Here is a 20,546-nt window from a genome sequence, read left to right on the forward strand (position 1 = left end):
AGCGACGATGCAATGAAGATTCTGGTGGCGGTCAAGCGGGTTGTGGATGCCAATGTAAAAGTACAGTCCAGGTCGGACGGGACGGGAGTGGACACGGTGAATCTCAAGATGTCAATGAATCCTTTCGACGAAATTGCGGTGGAAGAAGCAGTACGCCTGAAGGAATCGGGCATCGCGACGGAAGTCGTTGCCGTGTCGGCGGGGGTAGTGCAGGCGCAGGAAACGTTGCGCACCGCGCTTGCAATCGGCGCGGATCGCGCCATCCTGATCGAATCAAACGAGGTACTCGAGCCGCTGGCCGTCGCGAAGCTGCTCAAGGCGCTTGTGGAGAAGGAGCAGCCTCATCTGGTGATCCTTGGTAAGCAGGCAATCGACGACGATTCTAACCAGACAGGGCAGATGCTGGCGGCGCTGGCAAACCTGCCTCAGGCCACGTTCGCGTCGAAGCTTGTGATTGCGGGTGGCAAGGCAACTGTGGCTCGCGAGGTTGATGGTGGCGCGGAAACGCTGTCATTGATGCTGCCGGCCGTGGTGACGACGGACCTGCGCCTGAACGAACCGCGCTACGTGACGTTGCCCAGCATCATGAAGGCGAAGAAGAAGCAACTCGACACTATGAAGCCGGCAGACCTGGGAGTGGACGTGAGCCCACGTCTCAAGACACTGAAGGTGGTGCCGCCGGTGCGGCGCGCGCAAGGCATGAAGGTGCCGGATGTGAAGACGCTGGTGGAAAAGCTGACCATCGAAGCGAAGGTGCTGTAAGAAAGGAATACAAATGACGATACTGGTAATTGCTGAACACGACAACACTGTCGTGAAGGTTGCGACGCTGAACACGGTGGCGGCGGCGCTGAAGCTCGGCGGGGACGTCCACGTCCTGGTGGCCGGGCACAATGCGCAGGACGCGGCAGACGCGGCCGCCAGGATCGCGGGTGTGACGAAGGTTCTCCTCGCCGACGCCCCCCAGCTGGCGGCCGGGTTGGCGGAGAACGTCGAGGCAACAGTATTACAGGTAGCGAAGGACTACATCCACATCCTGGCGCCGGCAACGGCGGCGGGCAAAAACCTCGCGCCGCGCATTGCGGCGAAACTGGATGTTGCGCAGGTGAGCGATATCACGGCAGTGGTGAGCCCGGACACGTTTGAGCGGCCGATCTATGCCGGTAACGCAATTGCCACCGTTCGATCGGCCGATCCGGTGAAAGTGCTCACAGTGCGCACGACCGCTTTCGATGCGGTGGCAGCGGAAGGGGGAGCCGCAACGATCGAGAAGATCGGGGCGCCGGCCGATCGGGGGTTATCGCAGTTCGTGAGCCGCGAGGTGACGAAGCTGGACCGCCCTGAGCTGACGGGCGCTCCAGTCATCGTCTCGGGTGGGCGTGGACTCGGCAGCGCAGAGAACTACGCGAGGGTGCTTGAGCCGCTGGCGGACAGACTGGGCGCAGCCCTCGGCGCATCACGCGCGGCGGTGGACGCGGGATACGTGCCGAACGATTACCAGGTAGGACAGACAGGCAAGATCGTCGCGCCGCAGCTTTACGTCGCTGTCGGAATTTCAGGCGCGATCCAGCATCTGGCAGGGATGAAGGACTCTAAAGTCATCGTGGCAATCAACAAGGACGAGGAAGCGCCAATCTTCAGTGTGGCCGATTACGGGCTGGTTGCCGACCTGTTTAACGCGGTGCCGGATCTTGTGAATGCGCTGGGCTGAATCGGTGTCGGTTTGACCGGGCAAGCGCATCTGCGATCTAAAAGCCATGGTTGACGGATGCGCCGCTTCGCCTGTCCAAAGCCGAAAATGGCGCTCCGTGATCGGTACACTCAGCCCAAATGCGAAGAACGGCCGGCAACGAACTGGACGGGTGCGAGTAGTTTCAATACGGTATCGGGCCGGAAGCATATGGCACATCAGCCAATGGACAGCCCGCGCTGTCGCCCAATCTCCCACGACACTCCACTGCCACACCGTCGCGGCGAGTTGCTGCCCCAGCCGCAGTTCAACCACTGGCTTCCACGGTAGAGGCAGAATCCTATGCCGTCGTCCCAAACCGCGTAGCGACCACGGGCGAGCATGACGCTGCGGCTGCAGGCGCCGGCCGCAGCGTCATGCCGTCACGTCGATCGCGGCGGTGTGTATGACGAGCCAGTAATCGTCAGTAGCCTGACACGCCCAGGTGCTGTTCGAGGAAGTGCAGTGTTTTCTGAAAGGCCCGAGCTGCGCTTTCGGCGTGGTAATGCAGTGGGTCACCTTCCCGGTCGAACCCGTGCCCTGTGGGGTAAGAGAGAAACTGTACAGACTCAACTCCGTTTCCGGTGGCTAGCACATCAGATTCATATAGCGGGTCGAGGATGCCATAGTGGGCCAACGCCGGCGGACTCATTGCGCTATGAGGCTGGCCCGGCGGTTGTGTGCTGTAGTACACAACACAGGGTAAGGACAGATTTCGGGCAACGAGGCACGCAACCGGACCTCCCCAGCCGTATCCGATGATTGCCATATTGCCCGCATGACCAATCGCGTCAACCGCTGTTGCGACGAGTTCCGCCGCGTTGTTGACCCCGAGCTGCGACGAGAGCTCGTTCCCACGCCGGTAGTCGTCGGTGGCATAGTCGTCGAGCTCCACTTCACGCTGGACCTTGTCGAAGAGGGCAGGCACAACCGTGAGATATCCTCTTCCGGCATATCGGTCGGCGATTTTGCGCATGTCGGCGTTAACGCCGAATATTTCGTGGACCAGCACGATCCCGCCTGCTGGTTTGTCGTCTGGTTCGGCCACCCACCCATTCATCGGACCGTGTGCGGTCACCAGGGTGATCCAATGACTCATCTGTCGATACCTCGTGAAAAGCCAGGAGAATTGGCCTGGCTTGAGCTGAACAACGCCGGGTTTTTCGCCACGCCTAGCGATGACGCATACAAAATGCAGAACATATTAGAATGTCGCGGCCTGCCAGGCAATATACAGACAGACTATTTTGTCTGTTTGTATATTGAGACAGGCCAGAGCCGGATTCAGGTCAATAATCCATACGCGCGTGCCTTGGCAAGAGCAGCGGAGCGGTTACGAACGCCGAGCTTGTCGTAGAGGTTTCTGAGATGCCATTTAACGGTAGGGAGGCTAAGCGAAAGCTGGTCCGCCACAGTCTGGTTGCTAAGACCTTCGTTCACCAGGCGCAGAAGTTGTGTTTCTCGCGCCGTGAGCGGTTGTACCTCGTCTACGGGTCCGGCTGTCAGTTCAGCGGGATGAGCGGTTTGGGAGAGGGCATCCCCATCCGATTGACTGCAAATTTCGTGGAGCCTGTCGAGAAAGCTGATTTCGGCTTGCCGGATCAACCCGAAATCACGAGCGCGAGTGTTGGCAATTACCTTGCAGACCGCCCGTTGGTACAAAATGAATGGATAGACGAGTGAGCCTGGGTGGGCGAGACTGATTGCACGTGAAAAAGCACGGGCGGCTTCGCGTCCTCTTCCCGCACGACTGTATGCGTCCATCGACGCAAGCAGGAGAGATACGAGGTCACCTGTGCGGCCTTGGGTGGTCGCCCGTCGCATCTCGGCATCGATTGTTTCATGGGCCTGTTTGAGGAAGCCCCCAGCAATCGTCAACTCGATACCAGCAAGCAGCCAGTCACCGCGCGTGCGCATTCCCGTGGCAGAAGTATGGGGCGTGGATTGAAGGACGAGGGCTGCGAGTTCAATCGGGGCCACGTCGGGGCCGCTGAGCTTGCCCGCAAAAAATGGATCCCTTGCTGAGTGTGTAAAACTCACGCAAGGAGGAAGGAAAGATGGGTAATCCGAGAGCCCGATATACGCGGGAATTCATGCTGGAAGCCGTGCGCATGGTCCGCGGCGGCCAGAGCATGGCGGCGGTGGCGAAGATACTGGGTATCAGCCCGAAGACGCTGCACAACTGGGTTAAGGCCGATGCCGCTGGGAAGCTGAACGGCGCAGGCAAACAGGTTTCTCCTGAACAGATGGAGATTGCCCGGCTGCGCGCGGAGTTGGCACGCGTGAAAATGGAGCGCGACATATTGGAAAAAGCCACGGCGTACTTTGCAAAGGTGTCGGCATGAAGTACGCCTGGATCGAGCTTCACAGCCGACAATGGCCGGTGTCCCTGACCTGCCAGGTGCTGGGTGTCAGCCCCAGCGGTTACCACGCGCGCAAGGCGCGGGATGTCGATACTGACCGAGCGCGCCGACGCATCAGCAACGACGCTCTGCTGGTGCACATCAAGGCCGTGCACGCTGAATCCAAAGGCGAGTACGGCTGGCCGCGCGTGTGGAAGAAGTTGCTGGCCCAGGGCATTCGCGTCAGCAAGGATCGTGTCCAACAGCTCATGAAGCTGCACGGCATCAGGGCGAAGACCAAACGCCGGTTCAAGGTCACGACCGACAGCAACCACAGCCTGCCGGTCGCGCCGGACCTGCTGCAACGAGACTTCTCTCCCGCGCGTCCAGATCAGGTCTGGACTACGGACATCACGTACATCTGGACGGACGAGGGTTGGCTGTTTCTGACCGTCATCCTCGACCTGTTCAGCCGTCAGGTGGTGGGCTGGTCGATGCAGCCGCACATGCGCACGGAGCTGGTGTCTGACGCGCTGCGTATGGCGTGGTTTCGCCGCCGGCCGGAAGCGGGCCTGATCGTCCATAGCGACCGCGGTAGCCAGTATTGCAGTCGTGACTTCCAGGACCTGCTTAAGGGCTACGGCATGCGCAGCTCGATGAGCCGTCGAGGAAATTGTTGGGACAACGCGCCGACCGAGAGCTTGTGGGGATCGCTCAAGCGAGCACGCATCCTTGGCCAGCGCTTTGCAACGCGTCGGGAAGCGATGGACGAGGTAATCGACTGGTTGAGCTTCTACAATCATTCGCGCTTGCACTCGACGTTGGGCTACGTCAGTCCGATGCAGTTCGAGCGGGACTGGTACGCTGCCCAGAACCAACGGGTGGCATAATCTCACTCAGCTAAGGGATCCGAAATTCGCGGGCAACGTCACGCAATGTAAGCGACGTCGGATGCGCTGCGCAGACAATATGGTCATGATACGCGGCGCATATCGCCGCGCGATCTCGTCAAGAGATGTATTTGACGCATCGTCGAGATCCTGCCCCGACCTCATTGCGACGCAGGCGCCGAGCCCGAGCTCGGCGGTAACGGGCACTCCGTGATGATTGACGGTCTGCATGCTGCGCATCATCGGGACATACGCCGCGGAGAACAGGCCGAGGTCGGTCAGCACGCGCGCGTGCACGCTGTCGATGATGGTGATCACGGAGGAGTTTTCGCCCAACTCAGCCGCGACGCGCACTCGCACGTTGCTCAGGATCCGGTCGGCAACATCCGGGCGCGCACGGGATAATTCGAGGATCGCGCGCAAGATGCCAATCCAGGCGCGAACGAACATGCTGTGAGATCTCTCGATTGCACCCTCCGCAAAGTCCAGGTGCCGTTCACCTTCCGATAGATCCCCGCGGTCCAGGGCCGCCATGGCGGCAACTGCGGCAATGGTGCCGACGTGAAGTGGGTCGTAGTGTTCGGCGTTATCCAGCCAGATTAGTGCCTGAGCGTGAGCGACGTCTAGTGCATCGGTCGATACCGCAAGTACGATTCTCAGGAAGGAAAGATCGGCAACCTCGCCTGCGGCAGCAGGAAAAGGAGGGCTCCCGGAAATGCGCCGGTCCAGTATATCGAGAGCCCATTTGGCCTTTTCGTACTGCATCAGGTGACACAATGCCCAGACGTACCAGCCCTGGGCCTGGACGGGCAGATGTCCCCCAAGATCCACCAGGGTCTCAGACCACTCTACGAGGATCGACATCTGCCCGCAATCCGCGGCGACATGCCGTGCGATTCGCCCGATCAGGTTTTCTGCCTGCTGGACGTCGGGAGCCTCAAGTGCGCTTCCCAGGGCCGAGACATAGTCCTTGCGATCCGTATACCATCGGGCCGCCCGCTTCAACACTTCTGTGCGTCGTACGGGGAGGATGCGCTCTCTGGATTCCTGCAGCAGGTGCTCGCGAAGAAGTGTGTGCAAACGAAACCATCGGCGTCCTCCACCGACCGCGAAGATCAACAGATTGCGTTGCAGGAGGTCGTCTAACCACTCGCGTGCACTCGGGTTACCAGTTATGAACTCTGCGAGGTCCGCGCTGAATTCACGTACAAGGGCAATCTCCATCAGGAAACGTACGTGTGCGGGATCGATAATGGCCAGAACCCGCTCAGTCAGCACCCGGGAGATATCCTTCTGATCACCATTGAAATCCCGTAATGGCGTTGAGGTGAAGCTCCCTGATGATGTGGACTGCGCGAATTGCCTCTGTTCCGAGAAAAGAACCTGCGCCAGCCGCACCGCTGCGGGCCATCCTTCAGTATGCGCATGGATATCGAGAATGATCCCGTCGTCGAGCCTGGCGAGTCCCGACATTGCGAACAGTTGCCTGGTCTCGTTCCGGTCAAAGCTGAGTTGCTCTGTGCCCAGCATCAAGCCATCTACCTCAAGCTTCATCCGCACGAAATCAATCGGAAGGTTTCTCACGCTGGAGACGACCAGGTGCACATTGGGCGCCCGATGAAATGTCAACCGTTCGACAAACACCGCAATCATCGGGTCTACGCACACGTCCAGATTGTCGATGAACACCACTGTCCGCCCGGGCAGTCGGCGCAGGTCACTCACGACCACCTCCATGGCATGGCCGGGATCGATCATATCCACAGGGTCGGCGATGGCACTGGCCAACTGGATATCGGCCTCATCCCCCATTTGCCCAGATCCGGCCATAGCCTGCCGAAGCAGTGCAAATACGGAGCGGACGTCCCGCTCGCGTTCGTCCAGAGTGAGCCAAAGACAGCGCTCGCCAGTTGAGCAGAGCCAGCGGTAGATCGTGCTCAGCAAAACCGTTTTCCCATAACCCGGAGGGGCCGTCACGACTGTGAGCCTGGGAAGGGACCGGGAGCGTAGCGATGCGAGTGCGCGGGTCGGTACGTATTCGAAGGCGAAATCGGGCGGGGAAAGCCGTCCGTGCGACCAATTGTTCCAATTCATTGGATGGGGTACTTCCTGACCTGCGACGTTTAACCCGGCTGCCGTGGTTGAGGCAGTCCCGCCCGTTTTCTCTGACCAGCCAGTCCGGGCTCAAGTGAGCCGCGAGCGGATGTGCAGGGGCGCGACATTCAACTATCGGCAGGTCTCCTTTATTTTCTTTGCGGCGCACAAAAGCCATCAGTCACGTGCTTCATACGCACCTTGTCCTGCAGATTCTGAACGCATGACACGACTTCGTGGCTTCGGGTTTGTCCCAGGCGTCAACCTATCCTTTGGGATGGGGATATTGATCACGAACAAGGTTTTAATTCGTTTGTAACGGAGACAGAGCTGATAGCAGAAAGGCAGTCGTCATTTTGCGGTGCAGCATTCGTCACGTGTCTTGATGTGAAGAGCCTGAAGTCCGATTGCGCGTGCAACAGTGTGCGGCGCGACGGATGGGCGAGCAAATGCTGTTGACGTATCACATATCCTTGGTTCAGCATTTCGCAATGCACAAACAGACCGTACAGTCTGTTTGTTTAAAAGAATTCCAACTGATCTTAACTGGAGCGAGACGATGAGACTTGAAGGCAAGGTGGCGATCATCACCGGTGCGGCAACCGGTATCGGCAACGCGATCGCGCGGGCGTATGTGGCCGAAGGTGCGAAGGTCGTGATTGCAGACCTGAAGGGGGCGGAGGCAGCGGCATCTGAACTTGGCGCGGGTATTGCGCTAGGTATTTACGCCAACGTCGCCGATCCGGACAGCACCAGGCAGATGGCTGCTGCTGCTGTCGAGCGGTTTGGCAAGATCGACGTGCTGGTCAACAATGCCGGCATTTTCACGGGCCTCAGCGGTGTTCCGATGGAAGGCATCACGGTCGAGGACTGGGACAAACTCTACGCTGTCAATGTCAAGGGTCCGTGGCTTTGCACGAGCGCAGTCTCGGCGGCGATGCGTGAGGGCGGTGGCGGCAAGATCATCAACATCGCCTCGGTCATCGCGCACGTCGGCGTGCCCTTCATGCTGCACTACGTCTCGAGCAAGGGTGCCGTGGCAGCCATGACCCGCGCAATGGCGCGGGAGTTTGCTGCCACCAAGGCGGGAATTACGGTCAACGCGATCTCTCCCGGCTATACCCATTCTGCAAACGCAGTGGCCAATACCCAGCAGCACGAGCAGTTCGAAGGCGTCGCCGCACAGATGCGCACGATCGGGCGGCCGCAGGTGCCCGAGGACATTGCCGGCGCAGCACTCTGGCTCGCGAGCGACGAAGCGTCCTACGTCAACGGGCAGAACATCATTGTGGACGGTGGCATTTTCATGAGCCTCTGAAAGCCTGCCGGACGTTTCGCCAGTGAGAACCATTGCGGAGTCAAACCCATGAATGCAAATCCGAAACACGTCGCGGATCCGACCAGGCTTCGTAATCAGAATCTGATTGGCGGCCAGTGGAAAGCTGCGCTTTCTGGCCAGTCGATCGCCGTCGAGAATCCCGCGAATGAAGAGATCATCGCGCAAGTCCCGAGAGGACAGCAGGAGGATATCGACGAGGCAGTGAAAGTTGCGCGGGCGACGTTCGAGTCGGCTGCGTGGCGCAAGATTCGTCCCATCGACCGCGGTCGCATCCTGGAGAACATCGCGCGCAAGGTCGAAGAGCACGCCGAGGAACTGTCCTGGCTGGAGTCTCTGGACACTGGCAAGGCGATCTCGTTCGCCAGGGTCATCGATCTTCCCTCGACCGTTGACGTGTTCCGTTACATGGGCGGCTGGTGCTCCAAGCTGGGCGGTACGACTCCGCCTATCTCTTTCGATGGAAAGGAATACCACGCTTACACGCGTCGCGAGCCGGTGGGCGTGGTCGGTGCGATCACGCCATGGAACTACCCGCTCGCACTGGGCTCCTGGAAGATCGCATCAGCGCTCGCCGCGGGGTGCACGATGGTGCTGAAGCCCACCGAGCTCACGCCGCTCAGCACGCTTCGGCTGGCCGAATTGTGTCTTGAGGCGGGGTTGCCGGAAGGGGCACTGAACGTCGTCAACGGCTACGGCCATGAGGCCGGTGAGGCGCTGGCGCGTCACCCCGACATCGACAAGATCACCTTCACGGGATCGACGGTGGTGGGCAAGAAGATTGTCGAGTACGCGCTTGGCAACATGAAGCGCGTGACGCTCGAACTGGGCGGCAAGTCTCCAAGCATCGTGTTCGACGACGCTGATCTTGATCAGGTCGGCCTCGGTGCAGCACTTGCTGTCTTCTTCAACTCCGGGCAGATCTGTTTTGCTGCCAGCCGCCTGTTCGTCCAGGCCAGCGTCTACGATCGCGTCGTCGAAGCTGTTGCCGCCGTGGCGTCGCAGTTCAAGGTGGGCAACGGGCAGGACACCGACACCATGCTCGGGCCGCTTGTGTCCCGTAAGCAGCAGGAGCGGGTCCTCGGCTACGTCCAATCTGGCATCGAGCAGGGCGCAAGCCTCATCTACGGCGGCCAGAAAATCGGCGACAAGGGCTACTTCCTGCAGCCCACGGTGTTTGCGGATGCGGATCAGTCGATGAAGATCGCGCAGGAGGAGATTTTTGGGCCCGTGGTGAGCATCATCCGCTTCAAGGACGAGGTGGAGGCCATTCGTCTTGCAAACGACACAACGTATGGACTGGCCGCCAACATCTGGACGCGCGATATCAAGAAAGCGCATCGGGTCGCCCACCGGTTGCAGGCCGGATCGGTGTGGATCAACTGCCACGGCGTCATCGACCCGGCGGCGCCATTTGGCGGGTTCAAACAGTCGGGCTGGGGACGTGAGGTGTCAGAAGAGGGGCTTGCCGCATACACCGAAATCAAGACGGTCTGTGCGTTGCTGGATGACTGACGGCATGTGAGCCAGAAGCACCCGTATTCAGAAGGATGAGGAGACTGATCATGTGGGACTACATCAAATACTATTTTGCGCCCCTCGTACAGGCACTGGCGATCTGGGGGTTTTATAAGGGTGGCGATTTCACGTGGATTGCGATCGGTGCGTTTCCGGCGATCGCAGTTTTCGACGCGTTGCTGCCATTCGATCTTTCCAAACGCAGGATGAAGAGTCACTTCTGGGCCTATTTACCCGTCTGGATTTCGGCACTTCTGTTGCCGGTCATGTATTTCGTTTTTGCGTGGTCAGTCGGTCATCATCTGAGCGCCTGGCAGCTGGCCGGTGGTGTCGCGGGGCTCGCGTGGCTGTCGGTGGTGCCGGGTGTTCCGGCGACCCACGAACTGTATCACTCGCGTGGGCGCCTGGCGCGATTTGCCGGACGCTACGGGCAGATTGCATTTCTCGACACCATGCGAATGGAAGTCCATGTGGTGGGTCACCACCGGGATGTCGGCACTGCCGAGGATTGTGACACCGCGCGCCGCGGTACAAACCTGTACAGCTTCGTCGCGCGGTCCATGCTCGAGTCGACGAGGCTCGAATTGAAGCTGGATTCCGATACGTTGCAAAAGCGGGGGTACTCGCGCTGGTCGATCCGGCATTCGCTCTGGCGAGCTATTCTGGCCGTCGTCGTGTTCCTTGGAATCATCTACGCAATCGGTGGCATCAAGGCAGCGGGATTGTGCCTGATCGCGATGGTGATCGCGCGGTTCTGGGTTGAGGCATTCAACTATTACCAGCACTTTGGACAGGTTCGGGTAGTCGGCACACCCATCGAGAAGCGGCATGTCTGGAATCACTACGGCACGCTCTCCCGCCTCTATGCGTTCGAAATTACCAATCACGCTGACCATCATCTCAATTCCTATATTCCGTACTACAAGCTGGTACCGGACAGGCAGGCGATCATCATGCCCAGCATCATCGTCTGCTTCCTTTCGGGCTTCGTTCCCTCGCTGTGGTACGGCCGGATCATCAAACCCGCCTTGCGCCGTTGGGATAACGAATATGCCTCGCAAGCGGAGCGACGTCTGGCCATGGAGCAAAACCGGAGTGCGGGTTGGGATGACTGGTTCGAAGAGCCGCCGAGCAAACCCGGCAAGCCGAGCACGACAGCCTGGGCCGGAAGCTGACCGCGTACTGAAGGGAGACCTCTGTGACTACAAACGCAAGCGTCATGCGGAGCGAGATGCGCGAGATCCAGCGTCACATGATCGGGCACGGCATGCTGATTCTTCTGGTCGGGATGCTGGCCGGGATCGGCTTGCTGATCAGCCTGATCGGCGGGCTGGAGATCTGGCCCGGCAATATCCTGGCGGTGCACCTGCCTGGCAACGGCGGTGGCTGGGTCCGCTTTCATATCGGACAATTTCTTAACGCTTTCCTAGTCGTGCTGGTCGCGCTGGTATTCCCCGTGCTTGGCATCGAGCCCAGGCTCGCCCGACGTCTCGGATTGCTGATCGTCGGGACGGGCTGGGCGAATACGCTCTTTTATGCGGCGGCCCTGTTTGCACCAAACCGCGCGCTCACCTTCGGGAGCAACCGCCTGGGGGATGCGAACCTCGCTTCCCTCATTGGACTTGTCCCTGGTCTGGTATTCGCCGTCATTTCCATCGTCGTGGTTGTCGTATTAGCTGGACAGTCATTTCGACGTCTGGCATGGCCAGCGACACAGAATATTAGTGGTGTTTGATGCGAGACTTCCTGAAATCCGCTTTTGGCAGATCGAAGCCAAAGCAGCTCCGAATCCTGCCCCAGGACGTGACGATCGAGATCGGGCAAGGGCAGACGCTGCTTGAAGCTGCGCTTGCCAACGGTATTGCCTATCCGCACGATTGCACCGTTGGCACCTGTGCGTCCTGCAAGACCCGTCTGAAGCAGGGGCGGGTACGCGAAGCAACTCCTTTTGGCTACACGCTCTCAAAGGACGAACTCGACGCAGGATACATCCTTGCCTGCCAGGCGTTTCCAAAGGACGAACTGACGGTTGTCGAGATTGATTCCTCGGCCGGGGATCTGATGCCTGCCGAGAAATACACCGCCAATATCATCGCGACTGAGCCCCTCACGCACGACATCCTGAGAGTGACAGTGCAGACGGATCGGGCAGTCAGCTATGCCGCCGGGCAGTACGCAAATTTACGCAAGGCTGGCGGCGGTCGTGCGCGGTCGTATTCCTTCGCGAATGCACCTCAGCGCAAGGGCAGGACACTCCTCGAGTTCTATATTCGCAAGGTGCCGGGTGGCGAATTCACCGAATCGCTCTTTGGAGGGGAACTCAAGGGGGTGTCGCTCGAGATGGAAGCACCGCTGGGCACTTTTCATCTGCGTGCCGGCGATTCCCACATGGTATGCATCGCTGGCGGCAGTGGTCTCGCGCCGCTGGTCAGCATACTCGAGCATGCGCGAGGCAATCGTATCAAACGCGATTGCACGCTCCTGTTTGGCGCGAGGACCCAGGCTGATCTCTACCAGCTTGATGCAATCGGGAGCATCGCCAGCAACTGGCAAGGGGACTTCCGTTTTATTCCGGTCCTCTCAGACGAGCCGCTGGACAGTGACTGGAAGGGGGCAAGAGGGCTGGTCACCGATCATATCGCGCCCGGATTCTGCGAGGGGGGCGAGGGGTACCTGTGTGGTCCGCCTCTCATGATCGACGCCGCCATCGCAAGCCTCGCGAAGCACGGCATCCCTCTCGAGAAGGTGTTTTACGACAAGTTCACCGATAGCCGTGACCGCTAACTAACCGATCTCGACAACAAGAGCGAAGATCCGGAGGAGACAAGAGATGAAGACGAAATATGTTGCTGTGGCGACAGGGTGCCTCGTTGTTATGCTCTGGGGCGAAAAGGTGTGGGCAACCGATGCATTCAATCTGATTGGCCACGGTCCGGTGTCGATCGGCATGGGCGGAACCGCTGCGGCTTACGATATCGGTCCGGCGGGCATGATGTCCAACCCGGCCACGTTGACGTTCATGCCGGACGGAACCTACTTCCTTATTGGCGCTGATATGGTCTCGGCTGACCTCAAAGTAACCAGCACGGCGACTGGCGAGACGGCAAACTCGTACAGTCGCGGGAGAAACAACGGTCCGTATTTCGGGCCGGAGTTCGCCTTTGTCTGGCGAAAGGATCGCATTGCGCTGGGCGTCGGGGCCTATGCAACCGACGGTGTCGGCACGCAGTATGGCACGGACAGTTTCCTGTCTCGCACGGCTACCAACAACGTCGACACTGGGCTGGATGTATTCTCCAGACTGCTTGTCATGGACATTCCGTTCTCGGTCGCCTACAAGGTCACTGACAAGCTCACCATCGGCGGATCGATCGATGCGGTATGGACTTCGGTGAACCTAGGCTTGCTGCTCGATACCACGCAGATCGGTGCGCTCGCTGCGCAAGGCCGTCTTTCCGGTGGACTTGTGCCGGCACTGCTTGGAATACCCCAGCTCTCGGGGGGCTACCTCAATTTCAATAACGGGAAGATTGCGGGTGGGGCGGCCTCGGCCTGGGGCGTAGGAGGAAGGCTTGGTCTGACCTACGCAGTCAATCCGACGACAAGGGTGGGTCTTGCTTACCAGTTCAAGACATCGGTGGGCGACCTCTCCGGGCGCTCCACGCTGACTGCGGTGAGTGCAGTGGCCGGCAATATCCCGTTAAGCGGTACAGTCAGGCTGCATGATTTCCAGATGCCGGCCACGTTCACGGCCGGTATCAGTCACGACTTTACAGACCGGTTCACGGTTGCAGTCGACTATCAGCGTGTCTTCTGGTCCGGTGCAATGAAAGACATTCAGGTCGGATTCACGCAGGACGGAACCGGGCAGACGCTGAAGCTCGCGCTGCCGTTCAACTACCGGGACATCAACGTCTTTTCGATCGGCGGTCAATACCGGTACAACGAAAGCTGGACGTTTCGCGCGGGCTTCCACTATGCGCAGGAAGCAACGCCAGATGCAGGGTTGATGGCGATCCTGCCTGCGACGCCGACGACCAATGTGACCGCAGGCACTTCATATTCGTTTAACCAGAATATGAAGGTGGACATTGCCCTGGCATACGCTTTTCCCAAGACCCTTACCAACGGCAGTCTTCCGGATACCAGTGTGCCGATCAAAGTCAGGCACTCGCAGATTGCGGCGTCGCTCGCATTTACAAAGCGGTTCTAGGGCTCGTGTCCAGAGTTTCCCGGGGCCGGGGACGTCGATGGGCAGTACTGCTGTGAGCAGAAGTGAAGTTGGCGTCTGGGACGCGATGAGATCTGATGTTATGCCCTGAGGGATGGCGCATCAGTGGCGCATCGGTGGCGCTGGATTCCCGACACTTTCCGATGCGCTGTACAGGCGGGATGGCGTGCACATGCTGCAGGGTGCCAGCCGTCGCTGTGAGGTCAGGGAAATCACGGCATGTGCCTGCAGAACAGGCTTTGAGTAGTGCGCATAGTGCTGCGGCGCAGAAGTGAAAAAAGCTCATGTGGGTTGACATGAGTAAGGAGCAGCATAAAAATAAATAAACAGACGGGCTAGTCGGTTTGTATTTTTGATGACCGGGACGGGCAATTTAATCAACTGGAACGAGAATGGACGAAGGGATCAAAAGGATTGTGATCGCAGGCGCTGGCCAGGCCGGTGCCACAGTTGCGTTTGGCCTGCGACGCGGCGGATTCGGTGGCGAGATCGCGCTGGTAGGCGATGAAGTGCATCTGCCCTATGAGCGACCCCAGTTGTCGAAGGAGATGCTTCGGCCCGAGTCGGCTGGACACCGTTCGATCAGGACACGGGCGGAGTTCAATGAGCAACGCATCGAGCTCGTCCTCGGGCGCAGGGTGGTCGCAGTCGATGTTGAACGCCATCAGATCCAGCTGGATGACGGGCGTGGGCTTGCTTTTGACCGGCTGGTACTTGCCGGCGGCGTGAGCCCCCGGCAGTTGCCCGGCGGACCTCATGATGCCGCCGCGGTCCGGTATCTGCGCACCGTCGAAGACGCCAGCGGTCTGTGTGCCGACCTGGAGACCGGGGGGCACGTCGCCATTGTGGGCGGAGGCGTGATTGGGCTGGAAGTCGCAGCGGCTGCACGTGCCAGGGGCTGCGAGGTCACCGTGATAGAGGCTGCAGATCGTCTGATGTCGCGTAGTGTCGATGACACGGTGTCCCGCTTCCTCGACCGGGCACATCGAGGCAAGGGTGTGGATATTCGCTACAGGGTGCTTGTCACCGAACTGCGCGACGGCAGATATCTTGAATTGTCCGATGGCAGTACGGTCGCGGCGGACACCGTCCTGGTGGGGATCGGCGTGACGCCGAACATAGCGGGCTTCGACGCGCTGGGGATTACCGATGCCGCCGGAGTGCGTGTGGATGCATATGGCCAGACAGCGCTACAGGGCATCTTCGCTACAGGCGATATTGCCTCGCAGAAAAACGAAAACGGATTCGGGCGGATCGAGACCTGGGCGAATGCTCAGGACCACGCCCTGAATGTTGCGAGGAACCTGCTGGGCGAGAGGGTTGCGTACGAGTCGCCGGTGTGGTTCTGGTCCGATCAGGGGACGACCAATCTCCAGGTGGTGGGCAACGCGACACGGGGAAGAAGGATTGTCCGGGGCGATGAGCGCGGAGAAGCCTTCAGTGTTTTCTGGCTGGGCGAAGGCGATCGAGTCACCGGATGCGCGTCGGTCAATATGCCAAAGGACATGGCGCTCGCACGCCGCTGGGTAAAGCAGGGAAATCGGGTGGATCCGCATCAGCTCGCCGAGCCGGGCACGCCATTACGCAATTGTGCGCTTTGAAGGCACAGGTTCAGAACCACGAGGATAAGACCATGGAGAATGAGTCGAAGTTGGTGGAGGTAGACGAAAAGCACCTCCAGTTCCGGGTGGCCCGGGAAGCATTCGTCAGTGAGCAGATCCTGTCCGGTGAGTACGAAAAGATCTTCGACCGGTGCTGGCTGTACGTCGGGCACGTGTCCGAGTTCAGCAAGCCCGGTGATTTCGTCACACGTACCATTGCGCGACGCAACCTGCTCGTAACGATGGGAACGGACAACAGGATCAATGCGTTCTTTAACACCTGCCCCCACCGCGGGGCGACGGTTTGTCGGGATCGGGCCGGCAATTCGAAGAACTTCCAGTGCTTCTATCACGGCTGGGTATTCGGCTGCGACGGCAACCTCAAGAGCCAGCCGGGCAAGGACCGGTATTGCGCCGACTTCATCGCGAGCGGAGCGGGCAATCTCGTATCCGTACCGCGATTCGACATCTATGCGGGTTTCTGCTTCGTCAGCTTCAACGCAGAGGTCGAGCCGTTACCCGACTATCTGGCGGGCGCGAAGGAATACCTCGACCTGGTGTCGAGGTATTCCGAGAGTGGCATGGCGATTTCCAGTGGCACGCAGGAGTACGCGATCCGTGCGAACTGGAAACTGCTGGTGGAAAACAGCGTCGATGGCTACCACGCGGTGAGCACGCATGCTACCTACCTCGATTATCTGAAGAACACCAATGGCAGCCTGTCCAGTACGAAACTCGAGGGGACGAGCTACGATCTGGGCAATGGTCACGCGGTGCTCGAATACACAGCCCCCTGGGGGCGCCCGATTGCTTCGTGGGTACCGCTCTGGGGTGAGCAGGGGAAGAAGGAAATCGACCAGATATATGCCCGCCTTGTCGAGCTTCATGGCGAGGACATGGCTGATCGTATGGCGCACAAGAACCGGAACCTGCTGATTTTTCCGAACCTTGTCGTCAACGACATCATGGCCATCACGGTCCGGACGTTCTACCCACAGGCACCGAACTACATGCTGGTCAATGGCTGGTCGCTCGCACCCAGAGAGGAGTCTGAGTGGGCGAAGAAGTTCCGGCTCAGCAACTTTCTCGAGTTCCTCGGGCCGGGCGGATTCGCCACGCCCGATGACGTCGAGGCGCTGGAGTCCTGCCAGAACGGTTTCAGCAACTATCGGCTGGTGCCGTGGAGCGACATCTCCAAGGGCATGGGCAAGGCGTCGCCCAACTACGACGACGAACTACAGATGCGCGCGTTCTGGACACGCTGGAATCAGTACATCAGCGGCTCGCCGTCTCCGCAGGCGACCATCCGCCGGCTCCCGTCAGCAACCGCAGCCTGAGGATACGCATATGAGCGCCGTTACCATCGGGAAGGACCCCGTTCGAATCCCGTCTTCCAGCGACTTCGCGGAATACGTGACGAGAACGGACGTAGAAGATCTGCTGTACCACGAGGCAGAACTCCTCGACACCTGGCAGCTGCACGACTGGCTGTCGCTGTTCACCGCGGATGGCACCTACTACGTGCCGTCGGCCGACCTGCCGCGTGACGCCAGCGCGGATGAGAGCCTCTTCTACATTGCGGACGATCCGGTCCGATTGCGGGAGCGGGTGATCCGGTTGATGAAGAAGACCGCTCACTCGGAATATCCGCGATCACGTACCCGGCACCTGGTGAGCAATATCCGCATTCTGGGTGCGGGTGCGGACGAGATCAAGGTTGCCGCAGCATTTGTGACCTACCGGATGAAATTTGGCAGCAATGATGCATACATAGGCAGTACACATTATCGCCTGCGCCGCGTGGATGGCCAGCTGCGTATTGTCGAAAAACGCTGCTTTCTGGATCTCGAAGCGCTTCGCCCGCACGGACGGGTGAGCATCATTCTCTGAGGGGCTGACCATGGATATTACGCTTCCCTTCCGCTACAGGAAGCTCGGCTATGCCGCGATCAATGTGACTGACCTGGACCGGTCAGTCGCCTTCTACAGGGACATTGTCGGCCTTGAGCTCATGCAGACCGAGGACGATGTCGCTTATCTGCGATGCAGTCGGGACCATCACAGCATCCTGCTCTGTCAGGCAGAAGAGCACGGACTCAAGCGTGTTGGTTTCGAACTGGAGCAGGAAAGCGACGTGCGCGCTGCCTTCGACCATTTCGAGCGGCTCGACATGGCGCCGGTGTGGGTGTCGAAAGAGGAGGCCCGCCAGATGAAACAGGGTCTGGGCTTGCGTGTGCGGGAACGGCACAGCGGCCTGCTGTTCGAGCTGTTCGCGGGCAATATGCATGTGGCCCGGCCGTTCGTGCAGACGGTCGCGAAGATCGCACGTATCGGCCATGTGGTGATTGGCGCAGAAAACTTCGAGGCGAGCCGGGATTCGCTGGTGCGTGATTTCGGCTTCAGGATTTCGGATCTGATCGAAGATCGCATTGTGTTCATGCGGTGCCATCCGAATCCGTTTCACCATACGTTCGCGGTCGGGCCGGCGAGCAGCAGTCACTTCCATCACGTGAACTTCATGGTGACGGACATCGACGACATCGGCAAGGCGCTCTACCGGATCAGGAAACACGATGTGAAGGTGGTGTTTGGCCCGGGCAGGCATCCGCCTTCGGACAGCATTTTCTTCTATTTCCTCGATCCGGACGGGATCACCGTGGAGTACAGCTTCGGCATGGAGGAATTTGCGGAGCACGGTGCGCGGCCGCCACGCTCCATGGAGCCCGTGCCGGAGTCGCTCGATGTCTGGGGCGCGGTGCCGGACGGACAGTTCGGCCGCAGTGGTCCGATTGAACGGGAAGCGGTCGAAGTTTCCACTCAAAAAATCCAGAAGGTGGTTGGTTAAGCGAAATGAAGAAAAAACAGACCAGTCTGGAAGGGCAGGTTGCGGTGGTCAGTGGTGGCGCTCATGGCATCGGACTGGGCATTGTCGAGCGGCTGCTGCAACTTGGCGCGAAGGTCGTGGCATCGGACATCGACAGGGACGGTCTTGCGGTGTCTCGCGAGCGTCTCGCGAAGTCGTTCGGCACTTCGATCGCAGTGCAGGCAGCTGACCTGTCGAAGGAGCGCGGTGCACAGGCCCTGCATCGTGCGGTGGCCAAACGGTTTGGGCCGGCGCAGATCCTCGTGAACTGCGCAGGTGGTGGTGTGATCCGTCCTTTTCTCGAGCACACGCCCGAGACGCTCAAGGCGACGATAGACAGGAATCTGTGGACGGTGATCTGGTGCAGCCGCGTATTTCTGCCTGACATGATCGGCGCGAAGTACGGCCGGATCGTGAACATTGGTGCCGATTCGGTCCGCAACGGCTTGCCCGCACATGCGGGGTACAACGCGGCCAAAGGCGGGATGCATGGGCTCACGACAGGCCTTGCGCGCGAGTTTGCGCTGAATGGCATTACGGTCAACACCGTGGCGCCATGCGCGGTGAACACCGAAGTCTGGGCGAAGGTGAAGAAGTCGAATCCCAGGCTCGCCCAGGCGTTCGTGGACGTTATTCCGATGGGGCGCGTGGGTGAAATAGAGGAGGTCGCTTCAATGGTGGGTTACCTGGCATTGCCGGAGGCGGCCTTTGTCACCGGCCAGGTGATCAGCGTCAATGGTGGCAGTGCGATGTTGTGAGGATGAGGATGAGTACAACCACTGAAATGGTCGATCTGTGTGCAACCGGCGAGGTTGGTGACGGCGATATCCGCCGTGGTGCGCTGCCGTCGGGGCACGCTGTGGCGATCTACTGCGTCAACGGCGAGTTCTATGTCACGGACGATATCTGCTCGCATGGAGACGCTTCGTTGTCTGAAGACGGATCGCTGGACGGCTATGAAGTCGAATGCAGCTGGCACTTCGGACGTTTCGACGTCCGTGACGGACAGCCTTGTGCAATGCCATGTGAGCACGCAATCCGAAGCTGGCCGGTCAAGATTGAAAACGGCCGCGTATTCGTCGACGCTGGAGCGCACGCACTATGAGCAACATTGATCGGCTCACCCTCGAGCGTCGCGTGCGCGTGGCAGCCCGGGCGCTAGCGCGCCATGGACTGGTGCAGGCCTGGGGGCATTGCAGCGCGCGGATCGACGGGGAATCGTTCCTGGTCTGCGCATCGAAGCCCATGGGAACGATTGGCCGCGACGAACCTGGAACCGTTGTTCGAGTGAACGCGCCCCTTCCCCAAGGGGTTCTGGGGGAGGTACGCATCCATCAGCAGATCTACCGGTTGCGCCCGGACGTCGGCGGCGTATGTCGCATCATGCCTCCCCATCTGGTGGCATTGTCCACGCTTCGTGTCGTGCCGAAGCCGCGACATGGCGTGGGCGCGTTCAATGCCAACTGCAGGTTCTGGGACGATCCACGGCTGTTGCGCGATGATGCGCTGGCTGCGCAGCTGGCCGACCGACTGGGGGATGCGCCATCCCTGGTCATGCGTGCGAACGGAGCCGTGACCGTGGGACCCAGCATCGAATTGGCGGCCGGCTTCGCGTGGTGTCTGGAGGACGCAGCACGCATCGAGACGCTCGTGCGGTCCGTGGCCAGTGACGCGAGTGTCGAAGCGGCGTGCCTGACAGGGGGTGAGATCGCATCGCGTCAGGTCAGTTCGGGGGCGGTCTTTGAACGGCTCTGGGAATACCTGACTGCAGGCGACACCGAGGCAAAGGCGAATGAGGGCGGCTTTCCTGATCCCGTCTGGGGGACTGCGTCGTGAAAGCCGGAAAAGACCGCGTAACGGAATCGGCGGCATTGCTGCCGGGTGTTGCCGCTTGCTGCCAGGATACTGGATGGGGTAGTGTAATGCCGGTTTCAGCAGACTC

19 protein-coding genes and 1 pseudogene are annotated in these 20,546 nt (G+C 59.8%); 16 read left to right on the forward strand and 4 right to left on the reverse strand.

Features of this window, described 5'->3' with window-relative positions:
• Nucleotides 1-12: 12 nt before the first annotated feature.
• Entirely contained in the window at nt 13-762 is a 750-nt protein-coding gene (locus BXE_RS04275) for an electron transfer flavoprotein subunit beta/FixA family protein (protein WP_011487188.1), read from the forward strand.
• Nucleotides 763-775: 13 nt separating this feature from the next.
• Nucleotides 776-1,711, forward strand: a complete 936-nt coding sequence (locus tag BXE_RS04280; protein WP_011487189.1) for an electron transfer flavoprotein subunit alpha/FixB family protein — start codon at nt 776-778, stop codon at nt 1,709-1,711.
• A 197-nt stretch (nt 1,712-1,908) separates the two neighbouring features.
• Here the strand turns inward: BXE_RS04280 and BXE_RS47075 are convergent.
• From BXE_RS47075 to BXE_RS43855, 3 genes and pseudogenes are all read right to left on the reverse strand, one after another.
• Nucleotides 1,909-2,091: pseudogene (locus BXE_RS47075) on the reverse strand (hypothetical protein); the annotation flags it as partial.
• 62 nt (nt 2,092-2,153) lie between these two features.
• Nucleotides 2,154-2,828 (reverse strand): dienelactone hydrolase family protein, encoded by a 675-nt coding sequence (locus BXE_RS04285; protein WP_011487190.1) that lies wholly within the window; start codon nt 2,826-2,828, stop codon nt 2,154-2,156.
• 185 nt (nt 2,829-3,013) lie between these two features.
• Nucleotides 3,014-3,709: a helix-turn-helix transcriptional regulator gene (locus BXE_RS43855; RefSeq protein ID WP_148222903.1), complete on the reverse strand. Its 696-nt coding sequence runs from the start codon at nt 3,707-3,709 to the stop codon at nt 3,014-3,016.
• Between the two features lie 77 nt (nt 3,710-3,786).
• Here BXE_RS43855 and BXE_RS04300 point away from each other — a divergent pair.
• Nucleotides 3,787-4,961 (forward strand): IS3-like element ISBxe1 family transposase gene (locus tag BXE_RS04300; RefSeq protein ID WP_085953580.1). Its coding sequence is split into 2 segments (ribosomal slippage): nt 3,787-4,042 and nt 4,042-4,961, totalling 1,176 coding nucleotides; the frame shifts between segments, so codons are not numbered across the junction.
• A 6-nt stretch (nt 4,962-4,967) separates the two neighbouring features.
• Here BXE_RS04300 and BXE_RS04305 read toward each other — a convergent pair.
• Nucleotides 4,968-6,905 (reverse strand): hypothetical protein, encoded by a 1,938-nt coding sequence (locus BXE_RS04305; RefSeq protein ID WP_041743839.1) that lies wholly within the window; start codon nt 6,903-6,905, stop codon nt 4,968-4,970.
• 709 nt (nt 6,906-7,614) lie between these two features.
• Between BXE_RS04305 and BXE_RS04310 the strand changes: the two genes are divergently transcribed.
• The 13 genes from BXE_RS04310 to BXE_RS04370 all read left to right on the forward strand — a co-directional run bounded on the left by BXE_RS04310 (nt 7,615) and on the right by BXE_RS04370 (nt 20,440).
• Nucleotides 7,615-8,373, forward strand: coding sequence for an SDR family NAD(P)-dependent oxidoreductase (locus BXE_RS04310; RefSeq protein WP_011487193.1), 759 nt, complete (start codon nt 7,615-7,617; stop codon nt 8,371-8,373).
• 48 nt (nt 8,374-8,421) lie between these two features.
• Nucleotides 8,422-9,906 (forward strand): aldehyde dehydrogenase family protein, encoded by a 1,485-nt coding sequence (locus tag BXE_RS04315; RefSeq protein ID WP_011487194.1) that lies wholly within the window; start codon nt 8,422-8,424, stop codon nt 9,904-9,906.
• A 50-nt stretch (nt 9,907-9,956) separates the two neighbouring features.
• The gene (locus BXE_RS04320; protein ID WP_011487195.1) at nt 9,957-11,084 is read left to right on the forward strand and encodes an alkane 1-monooxygenase; all 1,128 of its coding nucleotides are present in this window, start codon (nt 9,957-9,959) and stop codon (nt 11,082-11,084) included.
• Between the two features lie 56 nt (nt 11,085-11,140).
• On the forward strand, nt 11,141-11,644 hold the full coding sequence (gene styC / locus BXE_RS04325; RefSeq protein ID WP_011487196.1) for a styrene-oxide isomerase StyC: 504 nt from the start codon (nt 11,141-11,143) through the stop codon (nt 11,642-11,644).
• The gene (locus BXE_RS04330) at nt 11,644-12,693 is read left to right on the forward strand and encodes a 2Fe-2S iron-sulfur cluster-binding protein (protein ID WP_011487197.1); all 1,050 of its coding nucleotides are present in this window, start codon (nt 11,644-11,646) and stop codon (nt 12,691-12,693) included. The genes styC and BXE_RS04330 overlap by 1 nt, the downstream gene beginning before the upstream one ends.
• A 46-nt stretch (nt 12,694-12,739) precedes the next feature.
• The gene (locus BXE_RS04335; RefSeq protein WP_011487198.1) at nt 12,740-14,122 is read left to right on the forward strand and encodes an OmpP1/FadL family transporter; all 1,383 of its coding nucleotides are present in this window, start codon (nt 12,740-12,742) and stop codon (nt 14,120-14,122) included.
• A gap of 410 nt (nt 14,123-14,532) precedes the next feature.
• On the forward strand, nt 14,533-15,741 hold the full coding sequence (locus BXE_RS04340; protein WP_011487199.1) for an NAD(P)/FAD-dependent oxidoreductase: 1,209 nt from the start codon (nt 14,533-14,535) through the stop codon (nt 15,739-15,741).
• Nucleotides 15,742-15,773: 32 nt separating this feature from the next.
• A complete protein-coding gene (locus tag BXE_RS04345) occupies nt 15,774-17,078 on the forward strand; it encodes an aromatic ring-hydroxylating oxygenase subunit alpha (RefSeq protein ID WP_011487200.1) in 1,305 nt (434 codons plus the stop codon).
• A gap of 10 nt (nt 17,079-17,088) precedes the next feature.
• A complete protein-coding gene (locus tag BXE_RS04350; protein ID WP_011487201.1) occupies nt 17,089-17,631 on the forward strand; it encodes an aromatic-ring-hydroxylating dioxygenase subunit beta in 543 nt (180 codons plus the stop codon).
• Between the two features lie 10 nt (nt 17,632-17,641).
• Entirely contained in the window at nt 17,642-18,586 is a 945-nt protein-coding gene (locus BXE_RS04355; protein WP_011487202.1) for a VOC family protein, read from the forward strand.
• Between the two features lie 5 nt (nt 18,587-18,591).
• Nucleotides 18,592-19,362 (forward strand): SDR family oxidoreductase, encoded by a 771-nt coding sequence (locus tag BXE_RS04360; protein ID WP_011487203.1) that lies wholly within the window; start codon nt 18,592-18,594, stop codon nt 19,360-19,362.
• An 8-nt stretch (nt 19,363-19,370) separates the two neighbouring features.
• Nucleotides 19,371-19,709 carry a non-heme iron oxygenase ferredoxin subunit gene (locus tag BXE_RS04365; RefSeq protein ID WP_038456804.1) on the forward strand — a complete coding sequence of 113 codons (339 nt, stop codon included), beginning with the start codon at nt 19,371-19,373 and terminating at the stop codon, nt 19,707-19,709.
• Nucleotides 19,706-20,440 carry a class II aldolase/adducin family protein gene (locus BXE_RS04370; protein WP_011487205.1) on the forward strand — a complete coding sequence of 245 codons (735 nt, stop codon included), beginning with the start codon at nt 19,706-19,708 and terminating at the stop codon, nt 20,438-20,440. The genes BXE_RS04365 and BXE_RS04370 overlap by 4 nt, the downstream gene beginning before the upstream one ends.
• The last annotated feature ends 106 nt before the right edge of the window (nt 20,441-20,546 follow it).

It is taken from the genome of Paraburkholderia xenovorans LB400 (assembly GCF_000013645.1).
GTDB lineage: Bacteria > Pseudomonadota > Gammaproteobacteria > Burkholderiales > Burkholderiaceae > Paraburkholderia > Paraburkholderia xenovorans.

Coding starts and splice junctions, on each gene's coding strand:
- BXE_RS04275 (WP_011487188.1), top strand. CDS start 13: ATGAAGATTCTGGTGGCGGTCAAGCGGGTTGTGGATGCCAATGTAAAA.
- BXE_RS04280 (WP_011487189.1), top strand. CDS start 776: ATGACGATACTGGTAATTGCTGAACACGACAACACTGTCGTGAAGGTT.
- BXE_RS04285 (WP_011487190.1), bottom strand. CDS start 2,828: ATGAGTCATTGGATCACCCTGGTGACCGCACACGGTCCGATGAATGGG.
- BXE_RS04310 (WP_011487193.1), top strand. CDS start 7,615: ATGAGACTTGAAGGCAAGGTGGCGATCATCACCGGTGCGGCAACCGGT.
- BXE_RS04315 (WP_011487194.1), top strand. CDS start 8,422: ATGAATGCAAATCCGAAACACGTCGCGGATCCGACCAGGCTTCGTAAT.
- BXE_RS04320 (WP_011487195.1), top strand. CDS start 9,957: ATGTGGGACTACATCAAATACTATTTTGCGCCCCTCGTACAGGCACTG.
- styC (WP_011487196.1), top strand. CDS start 11,141: ATGCGCGAGATCCAGCGTCACATGATCGGGCACGGCATGCTGATTCTT.
- BXE_RS04330 (WP_011487197.1), top strand. CDS start 11,644: ATGCGAGACTTCCTGAAATCCGCTTTTGGCAGATCGAAGCCAAAGCAG.
- BXE_RS04335 (WP_011487198.1), top strand. CDS start 12,740: ATGAAGACGAAATATGTTGCTGTGGCGACAGGGTGCCTCGTTGTTATG.
- BXE_RS04340 (WP_011487199.1), top strand. CDS start 14,533: ATGGACGAAGGGATCAAAAGGATTGTGATCGCAGGCGCTGGCCAGGCC.
- BXE_RS04345 (WP_011487200.1), top strand. CDS start 15,774: ATGGAGAATGAGTCGAAGTTGGTGGAGGTAGACGAAAAGCACCTCCAG.
- BXE_RS04350 (WP_011487201.1), top strand. CDS start 17,089: ATGAGCGCCGTTACCATCGGGAAGGACCCCGTTCGAATCCCGTCTTCC.
- BXE_RS04355 (WP_011487202.1), top strand. CDS start 17,642: ATGGATATTACGCTTCCCTTCCGCTACAGGAAGCTCGGCTATGCCGCG.
- BXE_RS04360 (WP_011487203.1), top strand. CDS start 18,592: ATGAAGAAAAAACAGACCAGTCTGGAAGGGCAGGTTGCGGTGGTCAGT.
- BXE_RS04365 (WP_038456804.1), top strand. CDS start 19,371: ATGAGTACAACCACTGAAATGGTCGATCTGTGTGCAACCGGCGAGGTT.
- BXE_RS04370 (WP_011487205.1), top strand. CDS start 19,706: ATGAGCAACATTGATCGGCTCACCCTCGAGCGTCGCGTGCGCGTGGCA.